The following is a 16805-nucleotide window of genomic DNA, read 5'->3' on the forward strand; positions in this document are numbered from 1 at the left end:
GGCCCGATCGAAGTGTCGACGGGCCGCCAGCAAGTCACTCAATGTCTGTCGTCCTCTGTCGCGCGTCCAGGGTCTCCGGCTGACAACCGATGCGATGCGGTGTCATCGCGACGACATCGGGGCCAGCGCCTCCGGGCTGCAGTACCGGTTTTCCGCCCGGAACAACTCCACCGTAGCCAGCCACGATTTCCCGGCGGCCGCAACCCGTACCGCGTTCCGGTCGATCTGCTCGATACTCACCTCGACCGCGTCCGGTGGCGGCGGCGGTGTCCCGGGGGGTGCCACGGTGATCACGGTGGCCGGCCGCGGCGACGGCGCTATCGGCCCGTCCACCACGCTGACGGTGGTGCGCGGCGTGGGCCGGGATTCGCCGACCACAGCCACTTCGGGCATTCGGACGCTGGCCCAGCGGGCCTTGTCCCGGGTGTGCACGCAGACCCGTTCGCCGGCGCCCGCGGCCCGGATGACGATGCGCTTGGCGATCAGGTCCTCGGCGGCGATGAAGACGCGGCTCAACTCGCCGGAGTCGGTCAGCGGCACCATCAGCCGGTCGCCGTTGGCCAGCTTGCCGATCAGGACGCCCGACGGACCGATCTCGATGGGCAGGCTGGCCGGTAAGCGGCCGGGCCGCAGACCGCGCAGCTGTGGGCGAGGGGCGCACATGTTGGCCTCCAGCGCAGCGGCCTGCTCCCCGTTGAGCCGGTGCAGCACCACTGACGGGGGAGTCGGGGCCGGCTGCGGTGTCTGCAGGGTCACGGTGGCCGTACACGTCCCGTCCGGGAACACCGTGACGTTCTGGATCACCTCATCGACCGGCAGGGTCCACGCCTGCGCCAGCAGCTGGGCACTGATGTCGCGGGCCGGATAGGCATAGGTCGTCACCCAGCCGCCCTCGGTGCGCAGCGTCTTCCAGCGCTCGGCGCCGGCCAGCAGCGAACCACCGCCGAGGCGCCGATCCAGTTCGACCAGGTCGCTGGCGGTGGCCACCCGGGTGCGCAGGCCCTCGCAACGCAGCAGGCCGGCAATCCGTTGCGCGACGGCGACCGCGGTGGCACCTAGCGTCGTGCGCCACCGCAGCGCCGCGGTGTTGTCGATGACCCGCAGTCTCAGCAGCAGCCAGGTCTCCCGCTGACCGGCGTAGGGCGGGGTGCCGATCTCGGTGTCGTAGACCCGGGGGTAGTCGCCGGTGGTGGCCCGGCGGGCTCCGATGCTGATCACGCTCATGGACTCCAGGACCAACCCGAGGGCGTGCCGCAGCATCGGCAGCAGCTCGGCGACGTCCACGACGTTGTCGGTCTCCACGTTCACCGATCCGGTGGCCACGGTGGCCGCATGCGCCCGGCCCAGCAGGTGGACTGCCACCACCGCCACACCGTCCTGGATACGGACCCCGCCGCCGGCGCGGTTGTTGGCCACCGTGATCGGCTCGCTCCAGGCCGCCTTTGCGGGGCGTCGCAACCACAGCAGTGCCCACGACCACGCCGGCTGCCCCCACCAGGGCACCAGCACCACCAGCACCGCCAGCACGACCGCCACGGCGACACCGATCAGCCCGCCCAGCGCCCAGCCCGCCAGACCGCACAGGGCGATCGTCGTCGCGCAGAGCAGCCGCCGGTTGCTCGACGGCGGGAACCCGGTCAGCCCGACCCGGTTCTGACTCACTTGGTGGCCCTCCGGATCCGCGCGGTGATCGCGGCCGCCAGAACGGTCGCGGCGATCACGCCGAGAAATGCCAGGGCAACGGTGCGGGCCCGATGGTCCGGCGGCGGTGGCGGCGGGGCCGGGGTGATCACCCGCTGCTGCGAGCCTGGTGCCAGCGGGTCACCCGCCGGCACGTTGAAGGTCAGCGCCGCGACCGGGTCGACCAGCCCGTAGCCGACCCGGTTGTCGACGCCGGCGGGCGGATTGTGTGCGGTCTGCATGATCCGGTTGATGACCTGATGTGCGGTGAGCTGCGGGTATTTCGCCCGCACCAGGGCGGCGACGCCGCTGATGTACGCGGCCGAGAAGCTGGTGCCCCAGAACGGCATGTTCTTCTCGCCCACCCGGATCGGTGGGTAGGCGTTGACCGGGACACCGCCCTGCGGGGATAGGCCCATCACGTGGGTGGCCGGGGCGGCCACCCCCACCCAGGGGCCGGCCATGCTCTTGTCGATCGGCGCCCCGGTGGCGTCCACGCCGCCCACGGACAAGACGTAGTCGGAGAACCACGACGGGCTCGAGATCACCTTGACCTGGTTCCAGTCCCGGGGGTCGCTCGGGTTCAGCGGGTCGAACATCGGGTTGTCGGCGCAGCCGGCTTCGCCGACATTGCCGGCGGCCGCGACGATCACCGCGTCCTTGACCGTCGCCGCATACCAGAGGGCTGCGCCCAGCACCTGCTGGTCGAGCCCGGCCGCCACCTGAACGCAGGACGTCACCGAGATGTTGATGACCTTGGCGCCCATGTCGGCCGCGTGGACGACGGCCTTGGCCAGCGTGGCCAGCGTGCCCGCCTTGACCCGCTCGTCGTCGTAGCTGAACCGCTGCGGGTTGACCGGCTCAAAAGCCCGCGACGACTGGCGAATCGAGATGACGGTGGCGTGCGGGGCCACCCCGACCACACCGTCGGGAGCGCCGGGCGGCGGCGGCGGGACCGCCGGCTCGTCCTCGGTCTGGGGATCGGCCGGCCCCGATGCCGGTGCCACGGCACCCTCCGGCGGTGGGGGCGGCGGCGGTGGGGGTGGCGGTGCCACCTGGGTGATGGTCACCGGAGCTGGGAGCGGCGGCGGGGCCGGTGGGCCGGGCACATCAGCCGGCGGCAGGGGTTCGCCGATACTTGGCGGAGGACCGGCCGGCGGGGGGAACGCCGGTACTTCCGGCATCGGGCGGGGCATCGGCAGCACGCCGAGCGGGGCCGCGGCGATGATCGACGCGGCGATGGTGCCGTGCGCATCGCAGTCCTGCAGACCGCCCAGGCCCTCAGGGCCGCCCATGATGTAGTCGCCGCCGGCAATCGCCGGCAGCCGAGGGTTCGGTGTGACGCCGGTGTCGATGACGGCCACCGGCACGCCGTTGCCGGTGGAGTACTGCCACGCCGCGGCGATCCCCAGCATGTCGAAGCCCGGTGCCAGCTGGGCCACATCGGGATTGCTGACGGTGATCGGCACACTGCACGAGTTCGAGCGGCGCATCGGCTGGTCCGGCCCGGGCACCCCGTCCGCCGGCACCAGGGCCGGATCGACGGACGGCGGCTCGATGGCCTGCGCCAGTGGGGGGCTGCTCGACAGGCTCACCAACAGCATCACCGCGGCGACCGCTGCCCCGCGGGCGCGCACGGGGTTCAGTTGCGCACCCACACGAACAGTCCTCCCAGCCAAGCGCCAAGCACCCCCACCACGATGAACGCCAGTACTTCGAGCCATTCGACGGCCAGCCGGATCCAGGGCACGAACTTGGTCTCGGGGACCAGCAGGCCGGCGGCCACCCCGAGCCCGGTGAAGGCCGCGATGGCGGCGGCCGGCCACAAGAACCCCCCGGCGGTGTCGCCCGGGTTCGCCAGCGCGTACTTGACGATTCCGGTGAGTACGGCCGCGCACGCCCCGCCCACCAGGGCGATCGCTTGGACGCGGCCGGCGAAACCGCGGCCCTGGGTGATGAACAGGCCCGCCACCAGACCGCACAGCGCCAGCGCACCACGCGGCCGGGCCCCGCCCGGTTCCAACACCATCCAGACCGCGATCGGCAGCGCCGCGGCGATCGCGACACACATCCCGACCTGCACCGCGTTGATCAACCGTGCCGAGGCCGCGATCGCGGCGCCGCGTGCCGAGATGTCGACCAGATCGTCCTCGTCGTCCTCACCGTCCTCCGGACTGACCGGGGAGACCGTGTCGATCGGCATGTTGGCGCGCCGGGCGAACAGATCCCGCCCGGTGATCGAACCGAAGTACGGCGGCCGCACCCGGGCAACCCACAGCGCGATCGTCGGCGACATGCGCAACAGGATCAGCAGGCCCAACAGCATGCAGATACCGATCACCTGCGGCGATACCGGATGCCACATCCGCGCTGCCGCCACCGCCCCGCCGACCCCCGCCGCGGTGACGATCGCGGTGGCCACCGCGGTCTGCGAACGCAACAGCACGCTCAGCCCGATCGCGCCCAACGCCAGGACCGTCACCCCGATCAACAGGTGAGGCGCACCCAGGGCACCGGGTGCCGCGCACAATGCGGCGCAGGACAGCGCGAGCACGGCCAGCCAGCCGAATCCACTGAACAAGTCGTCGCGTGCCGGCCAGTTCCGCCGGATCACCGTGGCACCCAGTGCCAACAGTGCGCCGAGGCCGGCCAGGACCGCCGCCGGCGGCCAACTGTCGCTGAACATCCGGGCCCGAACCGCCAGCGTCGACAGCACGACCACCGCCATGGCCATCAGCCCGATCGCGGTGTGTGCGGCGGTCAACGCGGTGACCGGGGCGAACATCCGATCGACCTTGACGTTGAGCAGCCGCGTCACGGTCTGCTCGTCGGCTTTGTGCCCACACTCCTGGCACTTGATCTCGGGTTGCGCGCCCAATCGGCGGGCCGTCGCGGCCAGCGCGCTCGACAGCGACTCGTACTGCGGCTCGAACGAGTCGCCACCCACCGCGGGGACCAGAACCAGGGTGTCGCCGTCCTGTACGCCCAGGTCGTCGAGGCTGCGAGTGATGTCCAGCCGGACCCCGTTGACCTTGTGCAGTTCGTAACTGCCCGGGGGGAGAGCCACCCCGTCGAAACCGTGGTGCCGCAGATCCTCGTCGAGCAGCTCGACCATTCCCTCGAAGAATTCCTCCACCGGAATACCGGCCGGGAAGACCTGGGACACGAGGTGTTTGTCGTAGGCGAGACTTACCGCACAGCGTGCCGGAAACGCGACTTTAGCTGGTGTCGGAGAAGTCACCGTGCTTACCTTTCGGTGTCGGGCACGAACTTGTCGGCCAGACCGGCGGTTATTTCAAATAACCGCAGCCGGGTCTTCTTCTTCACCTCGTTGTGGACGTCGATGATTCCGCCCTTTGCCAGATGGGCGTCATGCGGCATGACCTCCACGGTGGCTCCGGTTTTGCTGAACCGTTCGGTCAGATAGGCCACCGCGGCGCTGTCCTCACCCGGCGCGGAGTGGTTCAGAATCACCGTGGACCGTGACACCAGCTCGTGGTAGCCCTGCGAAGCCAGGTAGTCCACCGCCCGCAGCACCGGGCGGGACTGGTCCGCGGTGATCCCGGAGACGAAGACCAGCGTGTCGGTGTTCTCCAACACCGGCTTCATGACCGGGTGCTCCAGGTCTGACGAGGTGTCGACCAGGATCACGTTGTGGGTTCGCCGCAGCCGCGACAACACCCCGCTGAACATGGCCGGGACGAGCGGGCGCAGCTGATCAGATGTGCGGTTGCCGGCCAGGACATCCAGGCCGACGGCGTTTTGCCCCAGGTGTTCGCGGATATCGGAATATCCCTGCACGTCGGTGTCGCTCAAAACGGCCGAGTAGTCGCCGGGCGGGTGCTCGTCGATGCGATCGGACAGGGTCCCGAAGCCCGGAACAGCGTCAATCGCGATCACATTTTCCGGTCGGCATTCCCGGAACACGCTGCCGATAGCGGCGGTCATCGTCGTCACACCGGTGCCGCCTTTTCCGGACACCAACGTGATCACGTACTGACGCCGGATGTGCCGACGAATTCTATTGCGCAAATCACGGTAATGACGTTCGCGCGGAGATTCGCCGGGATTAATAACTTTCGCCGATGCGACATAGATCAGTTTGCGCCAGCCAGAGCCGGGCGGAATCTTGCGCGGTGTCGCCAGGTCGGAAATGCGCATGGAGTCCGATACCGAATCCCGGTAGCGGTGGCTGGATGCCGGATCCCATCGCCCGGATGAGCCTTCGTCAGGCATATTCTGGCTATTCCATGGGCTCGTCACGTGCGTGATGTTAACACGGCTGCTGATTCCGTGTTTGCAACGTTTCTGACGGAGGACGGTAATGCACGGTAATGGTGAAGATGTGAATTCACTGTCATACAACGCGCCGATGTGAATGCCAGTCGGCACCGGCTGGGAGTCGAGCGATGAGCCGCAGGATGGCGTTGGCGACGTCGGCACGCGTCCCGGGGGAGACGATCTGGTAGCGACGGCCGCCGTTGTCGATGTTCTCCACGCAGACGCGGCCCGACGGGGTGTCCGAGATCAGCACCGCCGTGTCCGCGATAGCCATCCGCGCCAGTTCCTCGGGACCGGCACCCGGCTGGATCGCGACGATGTTGGCCTGCCCGGACACCTCCGGGTCGGCGGCCAGCGCCACGATCTGCTGCTGGTCGATCTCGAGCCGTTGTGCGGCCAGGTATCGACGCAGACTGTCCTGGTCGCGGACCCGCTCGAGCAGCTCCTTGGTGTCCAGGGTGACCGGCCGCAGCTTGGCGGCCTCGGTGACGCCGCACAACCGCTCGATCTGGCCGACCAGCAGATCGCCCGCGGCCGCCTGGTCGGTGGCGCTGCCGGCGGGATAGAGCCGCACCTCTTGGTCATGGCGTTCGAGCACCACCCACCAGGAGGCGAACCGGCTGATCGAGATGCGGGTCATGTGTTGCGGATCGCCGGTGGGACGCCCGGGGAAATGCAGGTTCAGCATCAGCGCGATGTCGCGCCGCATGATCACCGTCAGCCATTCCCGGACCATCGGGTCCACTTCGCCCTGGTCATCGAGCACGCCGATCGCGGTGAGTTCCTCGGCGATCGGGTGCCGCAGTGCCCGCTCGGCGGTGTCCAGGCGGGGCAGCAGGGGACGCAGTCCCAGTTCTGGACAGAGCGTCTCGATCCCGGTGACGGCCTGCAGCACCCACAGCCCGTCGAGCGTCGTAGTCAGCACGTCACCCTCGTCTCACCTGTGGTTGCGGTAGTCGGCCTGACACACGAAATGGGGCATCTGCGCCGGTCGCGCAGACACCCCACCTCGGCGACGATCGGACCGATCAGAAAAGCGACTGGATCGTCTGGTCGGTCGAAATGGCCCCTTCCAGCACGGAGCCGATGGTGGAACCGTGCTGACCGATGGTCTCGATCAGGCCCTGCAGGCCGGACAGCATCTGGGCCTGGGCTTCGAAGAAGCCGGTGGCACCGTGGCCGGCGAAGTACTCGGTCAGCATCTGGGTGAGCTGGTGGGAGTCCTGGTGGATCTGGTCCAGGGTGCCGGCGCTGCTGATCACGCCGTGAGCGTGATCGCCTACGGCGCCGGGGTGGTAAGTAATGCCGTCACTTGCAGCCATGGGAATCGGTGTCCTTTCAAGTACGGGGGTCGAGGGCTAGGCGGACTGTCCGCCGAACAGCGAGTGGAAGGCGTGCTCAGAGTGGGATTCGTGCGATTCCATCAGGGCGGCGGCCTGGTTGAGGCCCTCGGTCAGACGGGTGCCACCGATGAGGACTTTCTGCATGTCCTCGTGGATCTGCGCGGCGGTGGCGTACGAGGCCTTGGCGCCGCCGCCGTCCCAGGTTGCTGCGCCCAGGATGTTCTCGTGGTCGGCCAGGTACTGGTTGGCAATCGCCTGCGCGTGTTCGATGTGCTGCGACAACTTCGACGCGGTGTTCCGCATCAGTTCGGGCGTGACGACAATGGCTGCCATCGGTTCCTCCTCGGTTGTAGAACAACCCCCCCGGGTTCGGCGGGATGTAGCTGGCGGTAGTGTATTGGCTCCTCTCGGATGTGTCGATTCACCCTGTATTCAGCAAACGCCCAGGTCACACCCGGTCGTCGACAACTCGCACGGTGTTGGTCCGGTCGGAGGACCGGTCGCCCTGACCTTTTCCGCCCGCCCCGGCGCCGTGAGCCATGGGCATGCCACCCATGCCTCCGGCGCTGGTGGTCGTCACCCGTTGAGACTCGACGGAGCCCAGCGCGCCACTGGGCCGCAACCCCACCGGGCGCCCGCCGCCGGACTCGAATGCGCTCACGGGCCGGGTGAACGCTGATACCGGCGCGCCCGCACCGCCGCCCCCGAAGCCACCCGCGCCGGGCGCGGAGGTCGCATTGGCCAGCATGGCCGTGGCCGGCATGCCGCCGGCTCCCGCCGGATTGAGAGCGCCGCCCAGCATGCTCGGGTTCATGAACATGCCCATCAGGGACTGCATCGGGCTCATCATCGACTGGGGCATCTGCATGAGCGACTGCGGCGCTTGCATGAGTGTCGAGCCGATCTGCTGGACCGGTCCCAGCATCGAACTCATCTGCGAGCCCATGCCCTGGGCGGCGTTAGCGCCCTGGCCGGCGGCGTTGCTTGCCGTGGACGTACCGGTGTACGCGGCGCGCATGGCACCACCGGCCGCGGCCTGCGATGCCGCTTGGCCGACGGCGCTGGCCGCAGCCGCAGGAGCCGCGGGTGAAGCGCCCATCCCGGCCACTGGAGCGGGAACCGTCAGGCTGGAGATGAGCGCGGTCAGTACCGCGCCGTAGGACGCACCCACGGCGGCGTTGTTGGGCCAGAACAGCCCGAAGTACTCGAACTCGAGCGACGTGATGCGTGGCGTCAGCGCCCCGAGCACCGACGGGTTGATCCCGTAGTCGGTGGCGGTCTCGATCCGGTTCTCCTCGCACTCCTGCGTGGTACGCATGCTGCCGTAGGCCAGCTGGTAGGCCTCGACTGCCGCCGCGACGATCGGCGCCTTGACATCCACCCAGCCCGCCAGCCCGTGCAGGGCCACGTTCAGCAGGGTCGCGTTGAGAACCGATCCCTCCGATCCGGCGCCGATCCAACCGATCGAGGTCAAGGCCGTGTTGACCGCCGAGGCGATTCCCGACGCGTGGTGGGCCACACCCAACGACGTCCATGCCGCCCCGTTGGTCAGCATGGTCGCAACGCCCGCGCCGGATTTGAGCAACATGTCGTTGGTCTCCGGTGTGCGGGCGGCCCACCCCGGGTCGGCCACTGATTAGCCGCCGAGTGCGACGGTGGCGGCTCGCAGCGCCTCGGTGGCTCCGTACACACCCGAGGCGGTGGCCTGCGCACCGGAGAACAGGCCGCGCTGCGCCGAATGTTCGGCGACGATGCCCAGGTACTCGCTTCCGGATGCCAGTAGGGCGGCCTGGAACGCGATGGAATCGGGGTCGTTGCCCATCGGGAGAACGCCCAGCAGGGCCGGGCTGGCCGCTGAGGCGGCTGCCTCCGTTTCCGCGGTGATTCCCGCCTCGACGCCCGATGACGCCAGGACTGCTTCCGGTTCTACAGAGAACATAATTTCCTCCCCTTTGCCTCATCAGCCTCATCGCTGATATGCCGACGTTGGCAGGTCGGAGTCGATCGTAAACCGATATCGGGCCGCCGTCACTTCACGATGTAAATACCGGTTATTGCTGCTCGAAATCGTGGATCATCGACGAGGGCACTCCGACCAGCACACCTTCCACTTCGGAATCGTTGACCAGTAATCCCCGGCCCGCGGGCAACGCTTGGGCCCGCACCATCCGATTGACCTTGTTCTGCGGGTCGTTGTCCATGAACAAAGTGGGCACCTTGGCGGCGCGTTGCGTCTTGACCCAGGGGTCCATCTCCAGCTGGCCGAAGTTGGACGAGTTCCTGGTGGTGAACACGTGCAGCCCGATCTGGCGGCCCCGCTCCATCAGCTTCCACAACGCCGCGCCCACTGGGGGCTTGGCCGGATGGATCTGCGCCGGACGCAGATCCTGCACGTCGTCGATCAACACGAAATGGCGGGGCCCCTCCCAGGGCTTGAGCGCGCGCAGCTCCTCCTGGCTCAGGCCCTTGGCGGGCAGCCGGGGCAGCAGAACCTGCTGGGCCAGCGTGGTCAGCACCTCGTCGATCTCGTCCTGGTCATAGGCGTAGGCATTGACGTAACCGGCGCCCTGCAGGTCACGCAGCGGTCCGGTCTTGGGGTCGACGATGGTGATCTGGGCTTCCTGCGGGCTGAACCGCGCCATCACCGCTTCGCCGATTGCGGCCAGGGTGGCGCTCTTGCCGCATAGGGCCCGCCCCAGAATCATCAGCCCGGGATGTTCGGACAGCATCAGCGGCACCGGCAACAGATCGTGCTGCTCGCCGATCATGAACGCGATCGACGGGGCGGTCTGGGCAGGCGGACGCTGTGCCACGTCGTAGGCCAGGATCTCCGACAGCGCCACCGCGGGCGGCAGCCGCTTGAGCGTGGCGTGCTTGGTCACGCCCGCGACCTCGGCCACCCGCGTCCCCAGTTCTCGGGTTCCGATCCGGGCGCCATCGTCGGTGGCCAGCTCTGGCACCCCGATGAGCATCTCGTGCAGCGACTCGGTCAGACCGAAGCCGGGCCGGTTCACGGTCCGCTTGGCGGCATCGCGGGCGTCCAGAGACGCCGTGCCCATCTCGTTCTCACCCGGGTTCTGCAGCCGCAGCTGGATGCGCACGTCGGAGTTCTGCAGCAGCGTCTGGCGCTGGCCGTGGATCCAGCCGGAAGCACTGGTCATCAGGTGCACTCCGTACTCGGGACCGACACCACTGAGCGCGATGATCCGGTCGCCGAGCATGGTGTCGGCGGCGTAGAGGTCGGAGAAGTCGTCGATGACCAGGAACACGTCGCCGTACGGGTCGTTGGGATCGGTGCCCGCGAGGCTTTCGCCGCCGGAACCGAAGCGCCGGTCCCGGAACTCGTTGATGTCGATCTTGTCCCGGCGGAAGGTGTCCTGCCGGGCACTGATCAGCGCGGCCATGGTCGCAACGGTGCGCTCCACGCCCTCGCGGTCGGCCGGGGAGACGATGTCGGCCACATGCGGCAGTGTCTCGGCGTAGCCCAGCGTGGCGCCGCCGACACAGAAGAACGTCAACCGCGCCGGGGAGTACATCAGCGCCGCCGAACACATCAGCGTCATCAGCGTCGTCGTCTTGCCGCGGCTCTTGGCGCCGACCACCATCACGTTGCTGCGCAACACGTCGACGCAGTGAACCAGTTGCTGGGCGTCCTCGGGGATGTCTTTGACGGCCAGCGGCCACACCAGTCCGGGGTTGCGGCCGTAGTCGACGTCCCACGGCTTGCCCCGGTAGCGGGCCACCAGCTCATCGACCGACTCGGAGATCTCCAACGGCGGCAGCCACGGCAGGTGCGGTGCCTTGCGGTCGGCGGCGATCAGGGACTCGCGCAGCACGTCGACGATCTTCTTCTTCTTGAAGCCGTCGGCGTGCAGAAGGAACTCGTCTGGCTCGGCGTCGGTGGCCGACATGTCCTGCAGCGCTTGGGCGTCCGCCTCGTCCAGCGGCTGGTACTGCCAGGTGTAGAGCCGCGGCTTGGTCAAGGTCATGTCGAGGGTTTTGCCCGTCGACGACTTGCGCTTGGGGACGACGAACGGCGCCGACAGGTAGAAGCAGCGGAACGGGTCCAGGTCGCGCGGGCCGACCTTCAAAAGGCCGAAGCCGTTCTCTTTCGAGGGCAGGTGATAGGCGGCGTCCGAGCCGATCACCTCGCGGCTGTCGTCGCCGGACTCGGCGCGCAGGGCCACCCGGAAGGCGATGTTGGACTTGACTTTCTGCAGCGACGACAGGTCCAGGCGCTGCCCGCCGAGCATGAAGAAGACGTTGGCGCCGCGGCCTTCCTGACCGATGTGGATGATCAGGTCGATCCACTTGGGATGGTTCTGGAACAGCTCCAGGTACTCGTCGATCACCACCAGCAGGATCGGCACCGGCTCCAGGTCCCGGCCGGCCAGCCGGATCTCCTCGTAGTCGTTGGCGTCGCGCGCGCCGACGGAGTTGAACAGGCGGTAGCGCCGGGCGATCTCACCGTCGATGGCGCGGCGCATCCGTTCGGCGAGGTGCCGCTCGTCCTTACCGAGGTTGGACAGGGCCGCCGACACGTGCGGGATGCCGAGGATGTCCTGGGCCGCGGACTCGAACTTCATGTCGACGAAGATCACGTTGAAGGTCTCCGGCGAGTGCGTCAGCGCGATGCCGTACACCAGGGACAGGAAGAACTCCGATTTGCCCGAGCCGCTGGTGCCGATCACCACGGAGTGGAAACCGAAGCCGCCGAAGTCTTTTGCGCGCAGCACGACGTTCTGCAATTCACCGTTGGGCTTGGCGCCGACCGGGATCTCAGCCCAGCGCTCGTCGCCGCGACTGCGCCGCTCGGCCCACAGCCGGTCGACGTTGAGCTCGCGCGCGTCGTCGATTCCCAGCGCCCGCAACAGTTCCAGGGCGCCACTGCCCGCGTCGGCGACGTCGACGCTGGCCGTCGGCGACCAGCGCGCCATCGCCCGCGCGTAGCGGTAGGCACGCGGCACCGACAGTTGATCCGCGTGGGCGAAGAACTTGCCGCCGGCGCGCAGCATGGGCCGTGCAGGATTGCCGGTCACCTCGAAGATCTCGTCGCGGGCGAATCCGACACCGTTGCCGAGCCGGGACGCGACCCGCAGCACCGTGATGCCTTCCTTGCCGACGCGCCCGACGACGCTTTCCCAGGCCTCGGGGCTGCCGGTGTTGTCGTCGACGATCACCCAATGCGGCCCCAGATCGTGCCCGTCAGCGCCGGTCTCCAATGCCGAGCCCATGGTGGTGGGACTCGGCGCTGACGGTGGCCGCCAGGCGCCGCGTTTGCCCTTCATGTGCAGGTCGGCGCCGAGCGTCGCCTCGAGTTCGGTGGGGCTGGTGAACACCAGGCGCCGCCACCCGCAGGCGTCGAACAGCTCGTCGTGCTGGTTGTGCGGGAGCCAGACCATCCACGACCACAGCTCGGGGTGCCGGGTCACCACCATCAACTTGACGTCCAGTGGATTGTGAAACACCGCCAGCCCACTCAGCACCGAACGCAGCAACGAGCGGACCCCGTCGAGGTCCTCGCCGACGAAGCTGAAGCCCGGGCGGGCGCGCAGGTTGACCACTTTCGCGATGTCGCGGATCTTGCGTTGTTCGAGGATGAAGTCACGCAACGCCTGGCCGGTGACCGGCTCCAGCTCCTCGTCGATCGGGATCTCCGGCCACTGCACCGACAACACCGAGTCGGGGGCGTGCTGCACGCCGACGCCCACCCGCACATCGAGGAAGTCCGGGTCGGAGCGGCGACGTTCCCACATCTGCGGTCCGCCGATGACCGCGCCCAGGTCTTGCGGGTTGGAGTGCACCAACTCCTGGGAATTGCGCTGGGCGCAGACCGCTTTCTGGATCTCGTCGCGCTCGCCGTCGAGGGAACGCAGATAGCTGCGGCGGTTCTTCTCCTGCTCACCCCAGCTGATCTTGCGGGCCCGGCCGAATCGCCCGGAGAACATCAGCATGCCCAGGCCTGCCATGCCCACCATCGGGAACATGCCCGAACCCAAGCTGCGCACCCCGGACACGTAGAGCATGACGATGGTGCCGATCAGCGCGACGATCAGCGCGGGCATGCCGATCATCACCCACAGGTTGCGTGGCTCGCGTTCGGGAAGGGCGTCCGGCGCGCGCGGCGCGACCCGCACCGGCTTGGGCTCGGGCACCTGAAGACGGACCGGAACGAATGCGCGCTTTGACATCGCCTCAGTGCCCTCCCGGGACGCCCTGCTGATTGTTGGGGACCACCGGCTGCACCGCACCGGCTGAGGTCACGGTGTCGCGGGCCAGCAGGGCGGCATGCCGCGACAGTTCCGGACCGGTCGCGAAGGTGCGCAGCAGCGGCCACGGAGCCTGCTGTGCCGACCCGGGATCCAGGCCGAGGCCCCGCAGGGTCTCGCTCTCGCCAGCGATGCCGAACCGGACACCGTTGGGCGACACCCAGAACAGGGTTTCGCGGGAATCGGAGTCGAGCAGTTCGCTGGTCGAGGTGACGAAGTTCGTTGCGCCCGGCAACACCAAGACCTGGTTGGCCACCACCGAGGTGGGGCTGCGGTCATCACGTACCAACCGGACGATCCGGTTGTCCATCGCCGGCGACACCGGCAGCCCGCGCCCGCTGTAGAGGGTGATCCGCGCCTGTCGGTCTCCGGAAGCCTTCTCCCAGCCCACGCACGTGGTCGGATCGGCGGCGGTGTCGACGAACTTGAGCCTGCTGCCGGGGTAGTACTCGACGGGCAGCGTGCCCACTTCCGGGATGTTGACCAGCTTGTCGGGGCTGACCACCAGAGGCGCCACGGACCCGAACGAGTTCGCGCTGCGGATCAGGTCGGCCACGAAGCTGGTGATCTTCTGGACCCCGTCGGGCACCAGCACGTAGAACTGGGAGCCGCCGCCGGCCGTCCGGGTCTCCAGCACCGCCCCGACCTGGGACCCGGGCACCCACTGCGACGGCGTTCCTGCCAGGGGGATCACCGGGACGCGCAGCGGCTCGGTGCTGGGCAGGGCGTCGAACAGTGCCCGTGACATCTCCACCGGAACGGTGATGCCCGGGTCGATGCCGAGGCTCAGCGTGATCGCCCGATCGGCGGGATCCACCTGGGACCGTTTGCCGCCCCAGATGACGTAGGTGGCGCCCTGGAAGCGGGTCAGCACGGCCGCGCCCGGGGCCAGTGGCGCGGCGCGGCCGGCCGTGCTCAGCGGGCCCGCAATCGAGGTCACCACGGGGGGTTCGGCACGGCGCGGGGAGCCCGCGGTGTCGCAGACGGCCCAGGCGGAGGGGGCGCCGGTGTTGGCGACCAATGACGCCGGGGCACCGGGGATTCCGATCGTGGGGCCGGTCGGGTATTTGGCGATCTCCGCGGGTTTGACCCAGGTGGGCACCTCGGCGTGGCCGACCGCCAGCCGCGCCGAGGTGATGTTCAGCGCCGGGTACAGCCGCCCGTCGATGCGCGCATAGATCGCACCGGAGTCGCGGTCGCCGACGATCGATGATGTGCGCACGATCCCGGCCGGACGCAGCACGTTCAGCAGCAGCATCCAGCCCATGCCGATGAAGATCAGGACGATAGAGAGCACGATCGCGGCGGTCTGTTTGCGGTCGTCGTGCTTCATGCGCACCGAGAATTTGGTGGTGGCGGCGCGCAGTCGTCGGTTGTAGAACAGGTGACCGGAGTTCTGGTCCCGGTTCGACAGACTCAGCGGCATGCTCTGCTACCCCTAACGACGCACGCTCGGCGGCGCCGCCCCCTGCGGCGACAAAGCGCACCGCGACGACATTACTGGCCTTGGCCAGCGGGAACCAGTCACTTGCGCACACGCGATGAGGCCGACGCGCGTACCTTTTGCGCTATGCCGGACAAGTCGGGTGCTTTTGCGGAGGCAGCCCGGGCACGCGAAGAGCAGTTGGCGCAGCGGTTGGCGACGTCGGTCGAGCTCGACCGCTCCTTCGAGGGGATCCTGCGCGGCGCCCACCAGAACAACCTGCAGGCGCGGGCGCGTCTGGACGCGCTGGAAGCCGAGATTCGCCAGAGTGCCGCGAGTTGGCCCGGTCTGGACACCCCGGCCGGTGCCCGTCAGTTCCAGGCGTATCTGACGGGCAAGACCCGGGAGATCCACCGGATCGTGGCCGACGCATCAGCTGATAGTCGGCAGCGCGCCGCTCAGGTGCTGGCGTTGACCGGGCGGTATCCGGGCGGCCGGAAGACCAGTCCGCCCCGCACCACGAGTCCCACGCCCGAGCCACCGGCGTACGACCCGGGAAATGGCGCGGATGATTAAGTCTCGAGCAGCAGTCGATATCGCAGTCGTCTTAGGCGCCACCATTTTCGCGTTAGGAGCGGTTGGTTGCGGTTCAGTGAAGCGTCGAGGCAGCCGGGTTGCTGTCAGCTGATGGCTTCGGCCGCAGGCCAAGCACGCGCCAGCCGCTGGTCCGTGGTGAGCAGCACCAGATCTGCCGTGTCCGAAAGTTCCACGTAGAGGGCGTCGGTGAGGCGCAGAATCTCGCGCCGCGCCCACGCTCCAGCAAGCAACGGGGAGAGTTCGTGCCGAGTTACCGGTGCCCGTCGTAGCTGATCCAGTGCCGCCCCGACCTGAGCAACGGTCAGCACGCCGGCGCGTTGCATGCGCCCCAGCGCCGATAGCACCTCGGCATCAAAGTGCGCCGGCGCGTGCATCACTGTGCCGGCCAGCCGCGCACGTACCGATGTGAACCGATCCTGGGTGCGAGCAAGTAGGTCCACCATGGCACTGGCGTCCACGACCACCTGCTCTGCCGGCGAACCGGAGAGCGGTTTCACGCTCCGAGCTCATCGCGGGCGGCGTCGAGCGCAGTCAGCACGTCATCGTGTCGAGCGCTTGTGCTCCAGGCCTCTAGCCCGTCAAGCCAGCTGTCGGTCGCGGAATTCTCCAACTCAGCGCTGATCGCGGCCTGAGTCAGCGCCGAGATGTTCAGTCCCCGCGCCCTGGCTCGCTCCGCCAAATCGTCGGGAACATACACGTTCAGCCGAGCCATGCGCACCAATATACACACATGGTGTTCGCGGCGGATGATCCGACCAGGGGACGCGGAAGCGGCCGCCCGCGCATTCGCCCTCAACGGCTTCGCCGACCGACGCCGCAGCAGTGGCGTGTCCCCCGCCGGAGTCCAGCGTGCCGTCGACGCCGTCAAGAACGGGACCTCACCAAGGGAGTTCTTCAGCCAACTCGCGAACGCCTCTGATGCCGTCGGTGGCGGCGTGGAGAAATACGGGGAAAGTCTGCCAACGGGGCGGCACTGGCTCGACGCTGACGCATTTTCCAAGGCCGACGCCGAGGCGCTGAGGAAGTTCGGCAGGGGCCTGGGGGGTACGGCTACCGGATTGGATGGTCTACTGACCTTAATGGACGTAAGGGACGGCAAAATCTCGGCCGGTCAGGGCGTGACGGAATTTGGTGGCCGCTGGGCAGGAGGCGCAGCGGGTGCATGGGGCGCTGGAGTTGTGATGTCATTTATAGCCGCCCCCGAGATAGCCG

Annotated in this window: 14 protein-coding genes; 1 reads left to right on the forward strand and 13 read right to left on the reverse strand. The window is 68.2% G+C overall.

The features are described from left to right. Positions 1–102: 102 nt before the first annotated feature. The 11 genes from eccE to eccB all read right to left on the reverse strand — a co-directional run bounded on the left by eccE (position 103) and on the right by eccB (position 14999). Positions 103–1662 carry a type VII secretion protein EccE gene (eccE, locus tag MJO54_RS00245; RefSeq protein ID WP_082977694.1) on the reverse strand — a complete coding sequence of 520 codons (1560 nt, stop codon included), beginning with the start codon at positions 1660–1662 and terminating at the stop codon, positions 103–105. Beyond that, entirely contained in the window at positions 1659–3338 is a 1680-nt protein-coding gene (mycP, locus tag MJO54_RS00250; protein WP_396879385.1) for a type VII secretion-associated serine protease mycosin, read from the reverse strand. The genes eccE and mycP overlap by 4 nt, the downstream gene beginning before the upstream one ends. Beyond that, positions 3323–4921: a type VII secretion integral membrane protein EccD gene (gene eccD, locus MJO54_RS00255; RefSeq protein ID WP_082977692.1), complete on the reverse strand. Its 1599-nt coding sequence runs from the start codon at positions 4919–4921 to the stop codon at positions 3323–3325. The genes mycP and eccD overlap by 16 nt, the downstream gene beginning before the upstream one ends. A gap of 5 nt (positions 4922–4926) precedes the next feature. Next, positions 4927–5943, reverse strand: a complete 1017-nt coding sequence (locus MJO54_RS00260) for a MinD/ParA family ATP-binding protein (RefSeq protein WP_105295449.1) — start codon at positions 5941–5943, stop codon at positions 4927–4929. Positions 5944–6037: 94 nt separating this feature from the next. Beyond that, positions 6038–6886 (reverse strand): ESX secretion-associated protein EspG, encoded by an 849-nt coding sequence (locus MJO54_RS00265; protein WP_065153599.1) that lies wholly within the window; start codon positions 6884–6886, stop codon positions 6038–6040. Between the two features lie 103 nt (positions 6887–6989). Next, positions 6990–7283: a WXG100 family type VII secretion target gene (locus MJO54_RS00270; RefSeq protein ID WP_046284910.1), complete on the reverse strand. Its 294-nt coding sequence runs from the start codon at positions 7281–7283 to the stop codon at positions 6990–6992. A gap of 36 nt (positions 7284–7319) precedes the next feature. Next, entirely contained in the window at positions 7320–7637 is a 318-nt protein-coding gene (locus MJO54_RS00275) for a WXG100 family type VII secretion target (protein ID WP_046284909.1), read from the reverse strand. Between the two features lie 115 nt (positions 7638–7752). Next, on the reverse strand, positions 7753–8937 hold the full coding sequence (locus MJO54_RS00280; RefSeq protein ID WP_046284908.1) for a PPE family protein: 1185 nt from the start codon (positions 8935–8937) through the stop codon (positions 7753–7755). 3 nt (positions 8938–8940) lie between these two features. Further along, positions 8941–9246, reverse strand: a complete 306-nt coding sequence (locus MJO54_RS00285; RefSeq protein WP_046284907.1) for a PE domain-containing protein — start codon at positions 9244–9246, stop codon at positions 8941–8943. A gap of 109 nt (positions 9247–9355) precedes the next feature. After that, positions 9356–13495, reverse strand: a complete 4140-nt coding sequence (locus MJO54_RS00290) for a type VII secretion protein EccC (protein ID WP_046284906.1) — start codon at positions 13493–13495, stop codon at positions 9356–9358. Positions 13496–13499: 4 nt separating this feature from the next. Then, the gene (gene eccB, locus MJO54_RS00295; protein ID WP_065153598.1) at positions 13500–14999 is read right to left on the reverse strand and encodes a type VII secretion protein EccB; all 1500 of its coding nucleotides are present in this window, start codon (positions 14997–14999) and stop codon (positions 13500–13502) included. Positions 15000–15143: 144 nt separating this feature from the next. Between eccB and MJO54_RS00300 the strand changes: the two genes are divergently transcribed. Next, positions 15144–15572, forward strand: a complete 429-nt coding sequence (locus MJO54_RS00300) for a DUF4226 domain-containing protein (protein ID WP_233428794.1) — start codon at positions 15144–15146, stop codon at positions 15570–15572. A 104-nt stretch (positions 15573–15676) separates the two neighbouring features. On the opposite strand, the gene MJO54_RS00305 is transcribed toward MJO54_RS00300, so the two are convergent. After that, complete coding sequence (locus tag MJO54_RS00305; protein ID WP_259602755.1) at positions 15677–16090, reverse strand: type II toxin-antitoxin system VapC family toxin; 414 nt, start codon at positions 16088–16090, stop codon at positions 15677–15679. Beyond that, positions 16087–16305, reverse strand: coding sequence for a type II toxin-antitoxin system CcdA family antitoxin (locus MJO54_RS00310; protein ID WP_046284904.1), 219 nt, complete (start codon positions 16303–16305; stop codon positions 16087–16089). Before MJO54_RS00310 ends, MJO54_RS00305 begins: the two co-directional genes overlap by 4 nt. Between the last annotated feature and the right edge of the window lie 500 nt (positions 16306–16805).

This window comes from Mycolicibacter virginiensis (assembly GCF_022374935.2).
GTDB lineage: Bacteria > Actinomycetota > Actinomycetes > Mycobacteriales > Mycobacteriaceae > Mycobacterium > Mycobacterium virginiense.

Bases quoted from the DNA above. Each gene is read 5' to 3' on its own strand.
- MJO54_RS00270 (WP_046284910.1), bottom strand. From the start codon at position 7,283: ATGGCTGCAAGTGACGGCATTACTTACCACCCCGGCGCCGTAGGCGAT.
- MJO54_RS00275 (WP_046284909.1), bottom strand. From the start codon at position 7,637: ATGGCAGCCATTGTCGTCACGCCCGAACTGATGCGGAACACCGCGTCG.
- MJO54_RS00290 (WP_046284906.1), bottom strand. From the start codon at position 13,495: ATGTCAAAGCGCGCATTCGTTCCGGTCCGTCTTCAGGTGCCCGAGCCC.
- eccB (WP_065153598.1), bottom strand. From the start codon at position 14,999: ATGCCGCTGAGTCTGTCGAACCGGGACCAGAACTCCGGTCACCTGTTC.
- MJO54_RS00300 (WP_233428794.1), top strand. From the start codon at position 15,144: ATGCCGGACAAGTCGGGTGCTTTTGCGGAGGCAGCCCGGGCACGCGAA.
- MJO54_RS00310 (WP_046284904.1), bottom strand. From the start codon at position 16,305: ATGGCTCGGCTGAACGTGTATGTTCCCGACGATTTGGCGGAGCGAGCC.